A 14,858-nucleotide genomic window follows, 5' to 3' on the forward strand; every position below is an offset into this window, starting at 1 on the left:
CGTGACCGAGCAGCAGCCCCTCTCCGAGCACAGCGCGGACGTGATCGTCGTCGGGGCCGGCCCGGCCGGCTCGACCACCGCGTACTACCTGGCCAAGGCGGGGCTCGACGTCCTGCTCCTGGAGAAGACCGCGTTCCCGCGCGAGAAGGTCTGCGGCGACGGACTCACCCCGCGGGCCACCAAGCAGCTGGTGTCGATGGGCATCGACATCTCCGAGGAGGCCGGCTGGCTCCGCAACAGGGGCCTGCGGATCATCGGCGGCGGCGTGCGGCTGCAGCTGGACTGGCCGGATCTCGCCTCCTACCCGGACTACGGACTCGTCCGCAAGCGCGACGACTTCGACGAGATGCTGGCCCGGCAGGCGCAGAAGGCGGGCGCCCGGCTGTACGAGCGCTGCAACGTCGGCGCGCCGATCACCGACGACCGCACCGGGCGGATCACCGGCGTGCACGCCAAGCTCGGCGAGGAGAAGCGCGAGGTCACCTTCCACGCGCCGCTCGTCGTCGCCGCCGACGGCAACTCGACCCGCCTGTCGCTCGCGATGGGTCTGCACCGGCGCGAGGACCGGCCGATGGGCGTCGCCGTCCGCACGTACTTCACGACCCCGCGGCACCAGGACGACTACCTGGAGTCCTGGCTGGAGCTGTGGGACCGGCGCGGCCCGCAGGACCGCCTGCTCCCCGGCTACGGCTGGATCTTCGGCATGGGCGACGGCACGTCCAACGTCGGCCTCGGCATCCTCGACTCCTCCAAGGCCTTCCGCGAGCTGGACTGGCGCGAGGTCCTCAAGGCCTGGTGCGCGTCCATGCCGGAGGACTGGGGCTTCACGCCGGACAACATGACCACCCCGATCCGCGGCGCGGCCCTGCCGATGGCCTTCAACCGGCAGCCGCACTACACCAAGGGCCTGCTGCTCGTCGGCGACGCCGGCGGCCTGGTCAACCCGTTCAACGGCGAGGGCATCGCCTACGCGATGGAATCCGGCCAGATCGCGGCCGACGTCATCGTCCAGGCGCACGCCCGCGCCACCCCCGCCCAGCGCGAACTGGCCCTGCGGAACTACCCGCAGATCCTCAAGGACACCTACGGCGGCTACTACACGCTCGGCCGCGCCTTCGTGAAGCTCATCGGCAACCCGAAGATCATGAAGATCGCGACGCAGCGCGGACTGACCCACCCGCTGCTCATGAAGTTCACCCTGAAGATGCTGGCCAACCTCACCGACCCGACGGGCGGCGACGCCATGGACCGCATCATCAACGGCCTGTCGAAGGTGGCCCCGAAGGCGTGAGTGCCGCCCCGGGGAAGCGGGCCCGGTAGGCGGTCGGGGACACCCCGACCGCCCGGGTGAAGTGGCGGTGGAAGGTGCGCGCGCTCATCCGGGCCCGGCGCGCCGGCTTGTCCACGGTCAGCGGCTCGCGCAGGTGCGCCACCGCCCACTCCAGGGCCGGCCCGAGCGGGTCCGCCTCGTCCGCCGGAAGCAGCGCCGCCACGAACTGCGGCCGGTCGCCCGCCCGTTGTGCCGGGACGACCAGCCGGCGCGCGAGCGCGCCCGCGACCGCCGCGCCCGGTGGCCGAGCACGGCGCGGACTCGTACGCCCGGATCATCGAGGCCTTCCGGAAGTAACCCCCGTAACCCCCTAACCCCCTTGGCCTGTGATCTGCTTCCGATCACCGGCCCGCACCCGACCGAAGGACCCGGAAGACCCGTGTACGACCGCATGACAGACGACGAGGACGACCAGCCGGAGGACGGCCCCGAGCGCCTGGAACCGGCCGGCTTCCCCAAAGGGGCGCAGGGGGACCGGGTCCGGGCGGCGGCGCTCTTGGTCGTCCGCTACTGCTCCCTCCTGGAGCCTGTCGTGGCGACGCCGTGGTTCGGTCCGGTGCGCAACTGTCTGACCCGGGCGCGCGGTACGGCCGAGATCCTGCTGCGGCAGGGTTATGGCCCGGAGGGTCCGGTCAGCGCCTTCGACATCGGGCTCACCCGCTGGATGCTGCGGGGCGTGACCGAGCTGCCGGAGGCCGCCCGCCGCCCCGAGGTGTCCGTCGACGGGCAGCGGGCGCTGGCCCGTGCGGTCTACGACGTCATCGCCGACCCGGCCGACGAGGAGCGTTTCGCCGAGGCGTGCGCCCTCGCCGAGCGGCTCGCGGGACCGGAGCAGGCCGCCGAGGAGCGCGCGCACCGGGCCCGGGACCTCGCGGAGCTCGCCGCGGCGCGGGAGAGCGGCCGGGAGCCGGACGCCGAGGCGCTGTGGGCGCGCGGCGACGCCTTCGCCCGGCGTCACGCGGACCGGCTCCGGGCCGAGCTGCGGGCCCGCGGGCACCACATCGGCGAGATGATGACCGACTTCCCCGTCCCGGTGACCGAGCGGGGCGCGGACACCGTGCGCCACATCGTCGCGGCGCTGGCCGGCCGGTTCGGGGTGTCGGAGGAGGAGGCCCGCATCCGGGTCTTCGACTATTTCGCGGACTGGGATCTCACGGACGAGTCCGAGGTCGGCGATCTGGACTACATCGGTCACCAGACGCCGGAGGAGTGGGCGGGCCGCATCTATCTCGGCCTGGAGTTCCACGAGGTGGGGCCGGCCGCCGATCTCAGCGGTCACGCGCCCTGGCCGCTGCCGGAACGGCCCCGGTCGTGACGCAGGGCCGTCGCTCCCCCGAGGAGTGACGGCCCTTCGCCATGGGTGTGGGTGGGATCAAAGGATCCGCACGGCGCCCGACGGCATGTCCCAGTCCAGGGAGCGCTCGACGACACCGGTCGACGGGTTCTGTGCGCCGACGTACTTGCCGCCGCCGACGTAGATCGCGACGTGGTACGAGCCGCTGCGCGAGCCCCAGTAGAGGACGTCGCCCGGCTGGAGGTTGCTCAGGGAGACGGAGGTGCCCATGCTCGACTGGGAGCCGGAGACGCGCGGCAGGTCGATGCCGGCCTGGCGGTAGGCGGCCTGGACGAGGCCGGAGCAGTCCCAGGAGTTGGGGCCGGTGCCGCCCATCACGTACGCGTCGCCGACCTGGGCCCTGGCGAAGGCCACGATCGCGGCGGCGGAGCCGGTGGCGACCTGCGAGCTGCTGGAGGAGCCGCCCACGGCGTCCGCGGAGGACGAGGACTTCGCCGAGAGGGTGGTGCGGGCCGCGGTGCGGGAGGCGCGCTCCCGGGCCTCGGCGCGGGCCTTCTCGGCCTTCTCCGCCTCGGCCTTGCGGTCGGCCTCCGCCTTCGCCTTCTTGGCGTCCTTGGCGGCCTTCTCGAGGGCGGCCTTCTCCTGGGCCGCGAGGCTCTGGTCCAGGGCCTCCTGCTGGCTCGCCTCGGCGGAGGCGGAGACGGCGCTGGCGAGGTCGGCGTCGAGGGAGCCCAGGGTGGGCATCTCGAGGGTCTTCTCGGTCAGCGGCTCGGCGTTCGCAGGGCCGGCGGCACCGGCCACCGCGATGGTGCTGAGGACGCCACCGGCAACTCCGGCCCGGAGCGCGAGCTTCGAGGCGCTCTGGCGGGGCTTCCGGTGGCTACGTATGGGAGCGGTCTGGGACATGGGAACAACCGCTATCAGGGCTTCAGGGTTCCCTTCAAGAAACGTGGGTTGCGCCACAGTTACGTTCGGAACCATCGAATCCGCTTCTTGTGCGCCCTTATTGACGCCGTAACGGGCAAATCGGGCACGCCTCAATGCGGCCTTGATCACGGGTTTTCGAGGAAAGGTCCGAATTGCCCGCCACTTACCACCTCTTCACGTCCATGGCCAAGCCCCGTTCTTCCGGCGGGCGGGACGGTGTGGTGCAGGTCACATTCTCGTCACGGTCCCGCTCGTGAACGCGTGCACGTGTCCACTCGCGTCCGCGTGACCCCTCGACCGGGCGATGGCTGGATCCTTTACCACTCGCACGCGTACCATCGCCAATTTGCTTGTAGCCCCCAACGCTTGATAGTGCAACACCCGCTCCGACCAGCGATTTCCGGTGTGGATGTCACATCTGGTGATCACCTGGGCGCTTCGAGTGGCAAGATCACCGCTCATCCGACTTCATGATCCTTCGTCAGGTGGTGGAGATCACAAAGTCCTTGGTGTACCCCGTGTCGCAGATCACAGAGGGGCGGGCTTAAGATACGCGGACGTCGGGCTTGTGAACTGCCTCACATGGGAGCGATCTTCAATGGCGCGCCCCGGTGGGACTCCGCGGATCCGACGGTGCGGTCCAACGGTCAAGGACGACTGGAAGGAGCGAGGAGCGTGAATGCGTACGCGCCCATCCTCGTGCTCGGTGCCCTGGGAGCGGGGTTTGCGATCTTCTCCGTGGTCATGGCCACGCTTATCGGGCCAAAGAGGTACAACAGGGCGAAACTTGAGGCGTACGAGTGCGGCATCGAGCCCACGCCGACGCCGGCCGGGGGCGGTCGCTTCCCGATCAAGTACTACCTGACGGCGATGCTCTTCATCGTCTTCGACATCGAGATCGTCTTCCTCTACCCCTGGGCCGTCACCTTCGACGCCCTGGGGCTTTTCGGGCTCGTGGAGATGCTGCTCTTCGTGCTCACCGTCTTCGTCGCCTACGCGTACGTGTGGCGGCGCGGCGGCCTGGAATGGGACTGAGGGGCTGAGGGGTACCCATGGGACTCGAAGAGAAGCTGCCGAGCGGTTTTCTGCTGACGACCGTCGAACAGGCCGCGGGCTGGGTCCGGAAGGCCTCCGTCTTCCCCGCGACCTTCGGCCTCGCCTGCTGCGCCATCGAGATGATGACGACCGGCGCCGGCCGCTACGACCTGGCGCGCTTCGGCATGGAGGTCTTCCGCGGCTCGCCGCGCCAGGCCGACCTGATGATCGTGGCCGGCCGGGTGAGCCAGAAGATGGCGCCCGTCCTGCGGCAGGTCTACGACCAGATGCCGAACCCCAAGTGGGTCATCTCGATGGGCGTCTGTGCCTCGTCGGGCGGAATGTTCAACAATTACGCGATCGTGCAGGGTGTGGACCACATTGTCCCGGTCGACATCTATCTGCCCGGTTGTCCGCCCCGCCCCGAGATGCTGATGGACGCGATCCTCAAGCTCCACCAGAAGATCCAGGGCTCCAAGCTCGGCGTGAACGCGAAGGAAGCGGCCCGCGAGGCGGAGGAGGCGGCGCTCAAGGCGCTGCCGACCATTGAGATGAAGGGTCTGCTCCGGTGAGCGACGAGACACCGAACCCCGAGAAGGAGCTCAGCGCGCAGAACCTGCCGGGCCAGCGCGGGGAGCACGGCGAGGAGGTCCGCGTCCAGCGCGGCATGTTCGGCGCCAACAACGGCGGCGACACCTCCGGCTACGGCGGCCTGGTCCGCTCGATCCGGCTCCCCGGCGAGGCCACCCGCCCGTACGGCGGATGGTTCGACGAGGTCGCCGACGAGCTGGAGGGCGCCCTGGAGGAGCAGGGGCTCGTCCCCGAGAACGCCATCGAGAAGACGGTGGTGGACCGGGGCGAGCTCACCTTCCACATCGCGCGCGAGCACCTCGTCCGGGTCGCCCGCACCCTGCGCGACGACCCCGCCCTGCGCTTCGAGCTCTGCACCGGCGTCTCCGGCGTCCACTACCCCGGCGACAAGGGCCGCGAGCTGCACGCGGTCTACCACCTGCGCTCGCTCACCCACGGCCGGCTGATCCGCCTGGAGGTCTCGGCGCCGGACGCCGAACCGCGGATCCCGTCGCTCGTCACGGTCTACCCGACCAACGACTGGCACGAGCGCGAGACCTACGACTTCTTCGGCATCGTCTTCGACGGCCACCCCGCCCTGACCCGGATCATGATGCCGGACGACTGGCAGGGCCACCCGCAGCGCAAGGACTACCCCCTCGGCGGCATCGCCGTCGAGTACAAGGGCGCCCAGATCCCGGCTCCGGACCAGCGGAGGTCGTACTCGTGAACACCCCGAACGAAGCGCCCGCCCGGGAGACGACCGAGGGCAGCGTCTACACCGTCACCGGCGGCGACTGGGACGAGTTCGTCCAGTCCGCCGCCAAGGCCGACGACGAGCGCATCGTCGTCAACATGGGCCCCCAGCACCCGTCCACGCACGGTGTGCTCCGGCTCATCCTGGAGATCGACGGCGAGACCGTCACCGAGGCCCGCTGCGGCATCGGCTACCTCCACACCGGCATCGAGAAGAACCTCGAATACCGGACCTGGACGCAGGGCACCACCTTCGTCACGCGCATGGACTACCTCACCTCGTTCTACAACGAGACGGCGTACTGCCTCGGCGTGGAGAAGCTGCTCGGCATCACCGACCAGGTCCCGGACCGGGCGAGCGCCATCCGCGTGATGCTGATGGAGCTCAACCGGCTCTCCTCGCACCTGGTCGCCATCGCCACCGGCGGCATGGAGCTCGGCGCCACCACGATCATGATCTACGGCTTCCGGGACCGCGAGATGATCCTGGACCTGTACGAGCTGATCACCGGCCTGCGCATGAACCACGCGTTCATCCGCCCCGGCGGCCTCGCCCAGGACCTCCCGCCGGGCGCCGTCGACGCCGTGCGCGAGTTCGTGAAGACCATGAGGAAGAACCTGCCGGAGTACGACAAGCTCGCCACCGGCAACCCCATCTTCAAGGCCCGCATGCAGGACGTCGGCTACCTCGACCTCACCGGCTGCATGGCGCTCGGCGCCACCGGGCCGATCCTGCGCTCCGCGGGCCTCCCGCACGACCTGCGCAAGACCGACCCGTACTGCGGCTACGAGAACTACGACTTCGAGGTCCCCACCGCCGACAGCTGCGACGCCTACGGGCGCTTCCTCGTCCGCCTGGAGGAGATGCGCCAGTCGCTGCGGATCGTCGAACAGTGCCTGGACCGCCTGGAGCCGGGCCCGGTCATGGTCGGCGACAAGAAGATCGCCTGGCCCGCGCAGCTGGCCCTCGGCCCCGACGGCCTCGGCAACTCCCTCGACCACATCAAGAAGATCATGGGCACCTCCATGGAGGCCCTGATCCACCACTTCAAGCTGGTCACCGAGGGCTTCCGGGTCCCCGCCGGGCAGGCGTACGCGGCCGTCGAGTCACCCAAGGGCGAGCTCGGCGTCCATGTCGTCTCCGACGGCGGCACCCGCCCCTACCGGGTCCACTTCCGCGACCCGTCGTTCACCAACCTCCAGGCCATGGCCGCGATGTGCGAAGGCGGCCAGGTAGCCGACGTCATCGTCGCCGTCGCCTCCATCGACCCCGTGATGGGAGGCGTCGATCGATGACCGAGAACGTCAGCCTGGGGATGCCCCAGCTCCCCGCGCCCAGCTACCCGGCGGACGTCCACGCCCGCCTGGAGGCGGACGCCGAGGAGATCATCTCCCGCTACCCCGACTCCCGCTCCGCGCTCCTGCCGATGCTGCACCTCGTGCAGTCGGAGGAGGGCCATGTGACGCGTACGGGCATGCGGTTCTGCGCCGACCTGCTCGGCCTGACCACGGCCGAGGTCACCGCCGTCGCCACCTTCTACACGATGTACCGGCGCAGGCCGTCCGGCGACTACCAGGTCGGCGTCTGCACCAACACCCTGTGCGCGGTCATGGGCGGCGACGCCATCTTCGAGGAGCTCAAGGAGCACCTCGGGGTCGGCAACGACGAGACCACCGCGGACGGCAAGGTCACCCTCGAACACATCGAGTGCAACGCGGCCTGCGACTTCGCGCCCGTCGTGATGGTCAACTGGGAGTTCTTCGACAACCAGACGCCCGAGTCCGCCACCCGGCTCGTCGACGACCTGATCGCCGGGCGGCCCGTCTCGCCCACCCGCGGCGCGCCCCTGTGCACCTTCAAGGAGACCGCCCGCATCCTGGCCGGCTTCCCCGACGAGCGCGAAGGCGCCGTCGAGGCCTCCGGCGGCGCCGGACCGGCCTCCCTGGTCGGCCTGCGCCTCGCCAAGGGCGAGGCCCCGCACACCCGAATCGTCCACCCGCGCGGCGAGGCAGCCAGTGAGGAGGGGGAGTGATGACCTTGGCGGCCGAGATCAACAACAGCAGCCCCGAGAAGCTGCTCTCACCCGTCCTGTCGGCCTTCTGGGACCAGCCGAACTCCTGGACCCTGGAGACCTACCGCCGGCACGAGGGGTACGAGGGCCTGCGCAAGGCCCTCGCGATGTCGCCCGACGACCTCATCGCGTACGTCAAGGACTCCGGTCTGCGCGGTCGCGGCGGCGCCGGCTTCCCCACGGGCATGAAGTGGCAGTTCATCCCGCAGGGCGACGGCAAGCCGCACTACCTCGTCGTCAACGCCGACGAGTCCGAGCCGGGCACCTGCAAGGACATCCCGCTCCTCTTCGCCAACCCGCACGCGCTCATCGAGGGCATCGTGATCGCCTGCTACGCGATCCGCTCCAGCCACGCCTTCATCTATCTGCGCGGCGAGGTCGTCCCCGTACTGCGCCGCCTGCACGAGGCCGTGCGGGAGGCGTACGCGGCGGGCTACCTCGGCGAGAACGTCCTGGGCAGCGGCCTGGACGTCGAGCTCACCGTGCACGCGGGCGCCGGCGCGTACATCTGCGGTGAGGAGACCGCGCTGCTCGACTCGCTCGAAGGGCGCCGCGGCCAGCCCCGGCTGCGACCCCCCTTCCCCGCGGTCGCCGGTCTGTACGCGTGCCCCACTGTGGTGAACAACGTCGAATCCATCGCCTCGGTTCCCGCGATCCTGAACCGCGGCAAGGACTGGTTCACCTCGATGGGCAGCGAGAAGTCCCCGGGCTTCACGCTCTACTCGCTCAGCGGCCACGTCGCCTCGCCCGGCCAGTACGAGGCCCCGCTCGGCATCACCCTGCGCCAGCTGCTCGACATGAGCGGCGGGATGCGGCCCGGGCACCGGCTGAAGTTCTGGACCCCGGGCGGCTCCTCCACCCCGATGTTCACCGAGGAGCACCTCGACGTCCCGCTCGACTACGAGGGCGTCGGCGCCGCCGGCTCCATGCTCGGCACCAAGGCGCTGCAGTGCTTCGACGAGACCACCTGCGTGGTCCGGGCCGTCACCCGCTGGACCGAGTTCTACGCCCACGAGTCCTGCGGCAAGTGCACGCCCTGTCGCGAAGGCACCTACTGGCTGGTCCAGTTGCTCCGCGACATCGAGGCCGGCAAGGGCGTCATGTCCGACCTCGACAAGCTGAACGACATCGCCGACAACATCAACGGCAAGTCCTTCTGCGCCCTCGGCGACGGCGCCGCCTCGCCGATCTTCTCGTCGCTCAAGTACTTCCGCGACGAGTACGAGCAGCACATCACGGGCAAGGGCTGCCCCTTCGACCCCGCCAAGTCGACGGCCTGGGCGGACAAGCACCGGGAGGTGAACGCATGACGGTCACCACGTCCGCCTCCGATGGGGGCGGGAACGCGGCGGTGCCGCCGGAGGATCTCGTCACGCTGACGATCGACGGCATCGAGGTCTCCGTCCCCAAGGGGACCCTGGTGATCCGGGCCGCCGAGCAGCTCGGCATCGAGATCCCCCGGTTCTGCGACCACCCGCTGCTCGACCCGGCCGGCGCCTGCCGCCAGTGCATCGTCGAGGTCGAGGGCCAGCGCAAGCCGATGGCCTCCTGCACCATCACCTGCACCGACGGCATGGTGGTCAGGTCGCAGCTGACGTCGCCGGTCGCGGAGAAGGCCCAGCACGGGGTGATGGAGCTGCTGCTCATCAACCACCCGCTGGACTGCCCGGTCTGCGACAAGGGCGGCGAGTGCCCGCTGCAGAACCAGGCCATGTCGCACGGGCAGGCCGAATCCCGCTTCGACGGGAAGAAGCGGACCTACGAGAAGCCGATCCCGCTCTCCACCCAGGTGCTGCTCGACCGCGAGCGCTGCGTGCTGTGCGCGCGCTGCACCCGCTTCTCGCAGCAGGTCGCCGGCGACCCGATGATCGAGCTGATCGAGCGCGGCGCGCTCCAGCAGGTCGGCCTCGGCAACAGCGACCCCTTCGAGTCGTACTTCTCCGGCAACACCATCCAGATCTGCCCGGTCGGGGCCCTGACGTCGGCGGCGTACCGCTTCCGCTCCCGCCCCTTCGACCTGGTGTCCTCGCCGAGCGTGTGCGAGCACTGCGCCGGCGGCTGCGCGACCCGCACCGACCACCGGCGCGGCAAGGTCATGCGGCGGCTCGCGGCCGAGGACCCCGAGGTCAACGAGGAGTGGATCTGCGACAAGGGGCGGTTCGCGTTCCGGTACGCGCAGCAGCGCGACCGGCTCACGACCCCTCTGGTACGGAACGAGGCGGGCGTCCTCGAACCGGCGTCCTGGCCCGAGGCCCTGGAGGCCGCCGCGCGCGGGCTCGTCCGCGGGCGCACCGGCGTCCTGAGCGGCGGCCGCCTGACGGTCGAGGACTCCTACGCGTACGCCAAGTTCGCCCGGGTCGCCCTCGACACCAACGACGTCGACTTCCGGGCCCGGGTCCACTCCGGCGAGGAGGCCGACTTCCTGGCCTCGGTCGTCGCCGGGCGCGGGCGCGACCTGGACGGCAGCGGTGTCACGTACCGGTCCCTGGAGGGCGCCCCGGCGGTGCTCCTGGTCGGCCTGGAGTCCGAGGAGGAGGCGCCCGGCATCTTCCTGAAGCTCCGCAAGTCCTGGCGGAAGAAGGGCCAGCGGACCTACGCGGTCGCCTCGCACGCCACCCGCGGCCTGGAGAAGGCGGGCGGCACGCTCCTGCCGGCAGCGCCCGGCACCGAGACCGAGTGGCTCGACGCCCTCACCTCCCGGGTGGGCCTCTCGGCGGACGGCCTGGCCGCCGCCGAGGCGCTGCGCGAGGACGGCGCCGTGATCGCCGTCGGCGAGCGGCTCGCCGGAGTGCCCGGCGCGCTCACCGCCGCCGTCCGGGCCGCCACCGCCACCGGCGCGAAGCTGGTGTGGATCCCGCGCCGGGCCGGCGAGCGCGGCGCCGTCGAGGCCGGTGCCATCCCCGCCCTGCTGCCCGGCGGGCGGCCCGCGACCGATCCACGCGCGCGTGAGGAGGTCGCCGACGTCTGGGGCGTCCGCGAACTCCCGCACGGCTACGGCCGCGACACCGGCCAGATCGTCGAGGCCGCCGCCACCGGCGAACTCACCGCACTGCTCGTCGGCGGCGTCGACGTCGACGACCTGCCGGACCCGGCACGCGCGCGTGAGGCACTCGACGCGGCCTTCGTCGTCTCCCTGGAGCTGCGCCCCGGCGCGGTCACCGAGCGCGCCGACGTGGTCCTGCCGGTCGCGGCGGTCGTCGAGAAGCCCGGCACCTTCCTCAACTGGGAGGGCCGCGCCCGCCTCTTCGAGGCGGCGCTGAAGCCCGAGCAGATGACCAGGTCCCTGGCTCCCGCCGACGCCCGCGTCCTGCACATGCTGGCCGACGCCATGGACGCCCATCTGGCGCTGCCCGACCTGCGGTCGATCCGGCGCGAGCTGGACCGGCTCGGCGGCTGGACCGGCGAGCGGGCCACCGAGCCGGCCGAGCCCGGCCAGGCCGCCGCCCGCCCCGGCGACGGCGAGGCCGTCCTCGCCGGACACCGGCTGCTCCTCGACCTCGGCCGGCTCCAGGAGGGCGACGAGGCGCTGGCCGGCACCCGGCACGCCGCCGTCGCCCGGCTCTCCGCGGAGACCGCCGAGGACACCGGCGTCAAGGACGGCGACCTGCTCGAAGTCACCGGCCCGGCCGGTGCGGTGACCTTCCCGCTGGCCGTCACCGAGATGCCCGACCGGGTGGTCTGGCTCCCGCTGAACTCCGCGGGCCGCGGCGTCCTCGCCGACACCGGCGCCCGCCCCGGCGACCTGGTCCGGATCGGTCCGGCCACCACCACGAAGGAGGTGCAGGCGTGACCACCGGCGTGAACACCCTGCTCGCCGCCGAGGACCTCTCCCTGTTCGGCACGGACCCCTGGTGGCTCGTCGCGGTCAAGGCGGTCTTCTGCTTCGCGTTCCTGATGGTGACCGTGCTCTTCTCCATCGTGTGGGAGCGCAAGGTCGTCGCCTGGATGCAGCTGCGCATCGGCCCCAACCGGCACGGCCCCTGGGGCCTCCTCCAGTCCCTCGCGGACGGCGTCAAGCTGATGCTGAAGGAGGACCTGGTCGTCAAGCGGGCCGACAAGGTCGTCTACGTGCTCGCCCCGGTCGTCGCGGCCATCCCGGCCTTCATGGCGATCGCGGTGATCCCGTTCGGCCCGGCCGGCAACGAGGTGTCGATCTTCGGCCAGCGCACCACGATGCAGCTCACCGACCTGCCGATCGCGATGCTGTACATCCTCGCGGTCGCCTCCGTCGGCATCTACGGCATCGTCCTGGCCGGCTGGTCCTCCGGCTCGACCTACCCGCTGCTCGGCGGACTCCGCTCGGCCGCGCAGATGATCTCGTACGAGATCGCCATGGGCGCCGCCTTCGCCTCCGTCTTCCTCTACTCCGGGTCGATGTCGACCTCGGCGATCGTGGAGGCGCAGGCCGACCGCTGGTACATCGTCCTGCTGCCGGTCTCCTTCCTCATCTACATCGTCACCATGGTGGGCGAGACCAACCGCGCCCCCTTCGACATGCCGGAGTCCGAGGGCGACCTCGTCGGCGGCTTCAACACCGAGTACTCGTCCATCAAGTTCGCGCTGTTCATGCTCGCCGAGTACGTGAACATGGTGACCGTCTCGGCCGTCTCGGTGACCCTGTTCCTCGGCGGCTGGCGGGCCCCGTGGCCCGTCTCCGGATTCTGGGAGGGCGCGAACCACGGCTGGTGGCCGATGCTCTGGTTCGTCCTCAAGGTCCAGCTGCTGCTGTTCTTCTTCATCTGGCTGCGCGGCACCCTGCCCCGGGTCCGCTACGACCAGCTGATGAAGCTCGGCTGGAAGGTGCTCATCCCGGTCTCGGTGGTCTGGCTGATGCTGGTCGCCACCGTCCGGGCGCTGCGCAACGAGAACTACGACTTCCAGACGATCGTGCTGTACGTCGCCGGGGCCGTGCTCGCGGTGCTGCTGCTGTCCTTCGTTGCGGACGTCTTCCGCGACAAGAAGGCCAAGGGGCAGGCGCCCTCGGGCGACGGGACCCGCGAGTTCGACCCGATGGCGGGCGGCTTCCCCGTACCGCCCAAGCCCGGACAGTCCCTGCCGCCCGTACCGCGGCGCCGGTCCCGCGGCGAGCGGGAGCTGATTGTCAGTGGTGGCCCCGATACTGCTACTGCGAGTGATGGAAAGGAGACGGACGGTGTCTGATTTCCAGAATCCGGTGGCCGGCTTCGGCGTGACCTTCAAGGCCATGTTCAAGAAGCGGCTGACCGAGCAGTACCCGGAGCAGCAGAAGACGACGGCGCCCCGCTTCCACGGCCGGCACCAGCTCAACCGTCACCCCGACGGTCTGGAGAAGTGCGTCGGCTGCGAACTGTGCGCCTGGGCCTGCCCGGCCGACGCCATCTACGTGGAGGGCGCCGACAACACCGACGAGGAGCGCTACTCGCCGGGCGAGCGGTACGGGCGGGTGTACCAGATCAACTACGCCCGCTGCATCCTGTGCGGACTCTGCATCGAGGCCTGCCCCACCCGGGCGCTCACGATGACCAACGAGTTCGAGCTCGCCGACTCCTCCCGCGAGAACCTGATCTACACCAAGGAGCAGCTGCTCGCGGGTCTGGAAGAGGGCATGGTCGACAGCCCGCACGCCATCTACCCGGGCACGGACGAGCAGGACTACTACCGGGGCCGGGTCACCGAGGCCGCGCCCGGGACGGTCCGCCAGGTCGCCGTCTCCAAGGGGGAGAAGGGCGAACCGGAGGAGGTGGACGCATGAGCGCGCTCGCCGCGAACACCCTCGCCGCGTACACGACCTCCACGGGCGAGGCGTTCCAGTTCTGGGTGCTCGGCACCGTCGCCGTCATCGGCGCCCTGTGCACGATCCTGATGCGCAAGGCGATCCACTCGGCGCTCTGCCTGGCCGGCACCATGATCGTCCTGGCGGTGTTCTACCTCGCCAACGGCGCCTACTTCCTGGGCATCGTGCAGATCGTCGTCTACACCGGCGCGATCATGATGCTGTTCCTCTTCGTGGTCATGCTCGTCGGCGTCACCGCCGCCGACTCCGTGAAGGAGACCATCAAGGGCCAGCGCTGGTGGGCCGCCGCCTGCGCGCTCGGCTTCGGCGTCCTGCTGATCGCCGGCATCGGCCACGCCTCCCTGACCCGGTTCAACGGGCTCGGCGCGGCCAACGGGGCCTACGGCGGAAACGTGGAGGGCCTCGCCGCCCTCGTCTTCACCAAGTACGTCTTCGCCTTCGAGATCACCGGCGCCCTGCTCATCACCGCCGCCGTCGGCGCGATGGTGCTGACCCACCGCGAGCGCACCGAACGCGCCCGCACCCAGCGCGAACTGGCCGAGCAGCGGGTCCGCGAGGGCACGCACGTGCCGCCGCTCCCCGCGCCCGGCGTCTACGCCCGGCACAACGCGGTGGACATCGCCGGACTGCTGCCCGACGGCACCCCCGCCGAGCTGACCGTGATCTCCACCCTGCGCAAGCGGGGCCAGATCCGCGACGTGTCCGGGGAGGCGCTCGCCGACCTCAAGGCGCTGGAACAGCGCTCGGCCGAACGCCTGGGGCGGAAGGCCCGTGACGGAGAGGAGGCCTCGCGGTGAATCCCGTCAACTACCTGTACCTCGCCGCACTGCTGTTCACCATCGGTGCCACCGGGGTGCTCATCCGGCGCAACGCGATCGTCCTCTTCATGTGCGTCGAGCTGATGCTCAACGCCTGCAACCTCGCGTTCGTCACCTTCTCCCGTATGCACGGCAACCTCGACGGCCAGGTCATCGCCTTCTTCACGATGGTCGTGGCCGCCGCGGAGGTCGTCGTCGGACTCGCGATCATCGTGTCCGTCTTCCGTGCCCGTCACTCGGCCTCGGTCGACGACGCCAGTCTCATGAAGCTGTGAGGGGCTGA

The 14,858-nt window shown here is 70.5% G+C and carries 15 protein-coding genes; 13 read left to right on the forward strand and 2 right to left on the reverse strand.

Going from position 1 to position 14,858, the window contains the following annotated elements; all coding sequences use genetic code 11:
* The first annotated feature begins 1 nt into the window (after position 1).
* Positions 2-1,291 (forward strand): geranylgeranyl reductase family protein, encoded by a 1,290-nt coding sequence (locus AB0M18_RS00985; protein ID WP_365754422.1) that lies wholly within the window; start codon positions 2-4, stop codon positions 1,289-1,291.
* Here AB0M18_RS00985 and AB0M18_RS00990 read toward each other — a convergent pair.
* The gene (locus AB0M18_RS00990; RefSeq protein WP_365754424.1) at positions 1,257-1,493 is read right to left on the reverse strand and encodes an AraC family transcriptional regulator; all 237 of its coding nucleotides are present in this window, start codon (positions 1,491-1,493) and stop codon (positions 1,257-1,259) included. The genes AB0M18_RS00985 and AB0M18_RS00990 overlap by 35 nt on opposite strands.
* 216 nt (positions 1,494-1,709) lie before the next feature.
* Here AB0M18_RS00990 and AB0M18_RS00995 point away from each other — a divergent pair, with 216 nt between their 5' ends.
* Positions 1,710-2,645, forward strand: coding sequence for a hypothetical protein (locus tag AB0M18_RS00995; protein WP_365754426.1), 936 nt, complete (start codon positions 1,710-1,712; stop codon positions 2,643-2,645).
* Positions 2,646-2,702: 57 nt separating this feature from the next.
* Here the strand turns inward: AB0M18_RS00995 and AB0M18_RS01000 are convergent, their stop codons facing one another.
* On the reverse strand, positions 2,703-3,530 hold the full coding sequence (locus AB0M18_RS01000; RefSeq protein ID WP_365754427.1) for a C40 family peptidase: 828 nt from the start codon (positions 3,528-3,530) through the stop codon (positions 2,703-2,705).
* Between the two features lie 696 nt (positions 3,531-4,226).
* Between AB0M18_RS01000 and AB0M18_RS01005 the strand changes: the two genes are divergently transcribed.
* From AB0M18_RS01005 to nuoK, 11 genes are read left to right on the forward strand one after another with little or no spacing between them, the layout of a single operon-like run.
* Positions 4,227-4,586 carry an NADH-quinone oxidoreductase subunit A gene (locus tag AB0M18_RS01005; protein ID WP_030494815.1) on the forward strand — a complete coding sequence of 120 codons (360 nt, stop codon included), beginning with the start codon at positions 4,227-4,229 and terminating at the stop codon, positions 4,584-4,586.
* A gap of 17 nt (positions 4,587-4,603) precedes the next feature.
* Positions 4,604-5,158, forward strand: coding sequence for an NADH-quinone oxidoreductase subunit B family protein (locus tag AB0M18_RS01010; protein WP_265863904.1), 555 nt, complete (start codon positions 4,604-4,606; stop codon positions 5,156-5,158).
* On the forward strand, positions 5,155-5,886 hold the full coding sequence (locus tag AB0M18_RS01015) for an NADH-quinone oxidoreductase subunit C (protein WP_365754429.1): 732 nt from the start codon (positions 5,155-5,157) through the stop codon (positions 5,884-5,886). The genes AB0M18_RS01010 and AB0M18_RS01015 overlap by 4 nt, the downstream gene beginning before the upstream one ends.
* The gene (locus AB0M18_RS01020) at positions 5,883-7,208 is read left to right on the forward strand and encodes an NADH-quinone oxidoreductase subunit D (protein WP_365754431.1); all 1,326 of its coding nucleotides are present in this window, start codon (positions 5,883-5,885) and stop codon (positions 7,206-7,208) included. The genes AB0M18_RS01015 and AB0M18_RS01020 overlap by 4 nt, the downstream gene beginning before the upstream one ends.
* Positions 7,205-7,945 (forward strand): NADH-quinone oxidoreductase subunit NuoE, encoded by a 741-nt coding sequence (nuoE, locus tag AB0M18_RS01025; protein WP_365754433.1) that lies wholly within the window; start codon positions 7,205-7,207, stop codon positions 7,943-7,945. Before AB0M18_RS01020 ends, nuoE begins: the two co-directional genes overlap by 4 nt.
* On the forward strand, positions 7,945-9,294 hold the full coding sequence (nuoF, locus tag AB0M18_RS01030) for an NADH-quinone oxidoreductase subunit NuoF (RefSeq protein ID WP_365754435.1): 1,350 nt from the start codon (positions 7,945-7,947) through the stop codon (positions 9,292-9,294). Before nuoE ends, nuoF begins: the two co-directional genes overlap by 1 nt.
* Positions 9,291-11,774: an NADH-quinone oxidoreductase subunit G gene (locus AB0M18_RS01035; protein WP_365754436.1), complete on the forward strand. Its 2,484-nt coding sequence runs from the start codon at positions 9,291-9,293 to the stop codon at positions 11,772-11,774. Before nuoF ends, AB0M18_RS01035 begins: the two co-directional genes overlap by 4 nt.
* 8 nt (positions 11,775-11,782) lie before the next feature.
* Positions 11,783-13,144 carry an NADH-quinone oxidoreductase subunit NuoH gene (nuoH, locus tag AB0M18_RS01040; protein WP_365755014.1) on the forward strand — a complete coding sequence of 454 codons (1,362 nt, stop codon included), beginning with the start codon at positions 11,783-11,785 and terminating at the stop codon, positions 13,142-13,144.
* Entirely contained in the window at positions 13,119-13,715 is a 597-nt protein-coding gene (gene nuoI, locus AB0M18_RS01045) for an NADH-quinone oxidoreductase subunit NuoI (RefSeq protein WP_365754438.1), read from the forward strand. The genes nuoH and nuoI overlap by 26 nt, the downstream gene beginning before the upstream one ends.
* Positions 13,712-14,554, forward strand: coding sequence for an NADH-quinone oxidoreductase subunit J (locus AB0M18_RS01050; RefSeq protein ID WP_365754440.1), 843 nt, complete (start codon positions 13,712-13,714; stop codon positions 14,552-14,554). Before nuoI ends, AB0M18_RS01050 begins: the two co-directional genes overlap by 4 nt.
* Entirely contained in the window at positions 14,551-14,850 is a 300-nt protein-coding gene (nuoK, locus tag AB0M18_RS01055) for an NADH-quinone oxidoreductase subunit NuoK (RefSeq protein ID WP_362523502.1), read from the forward strand. The genes AB0M18_RS01050 and nuoK overlap by 4 nt, the downstream gene beginning before the upstream one ends.
* Positions 14,851-14,858 lie beyond the last annotated feature (8 nt).

The organism is Streptomyces sp. NPDC051909 (assembly GCF_040681095.1).
GTDB lineage: Bacteria > Actinomycetota > Actinomycetes > Streptomycetales > Streptomycetaceae > Streptomyces.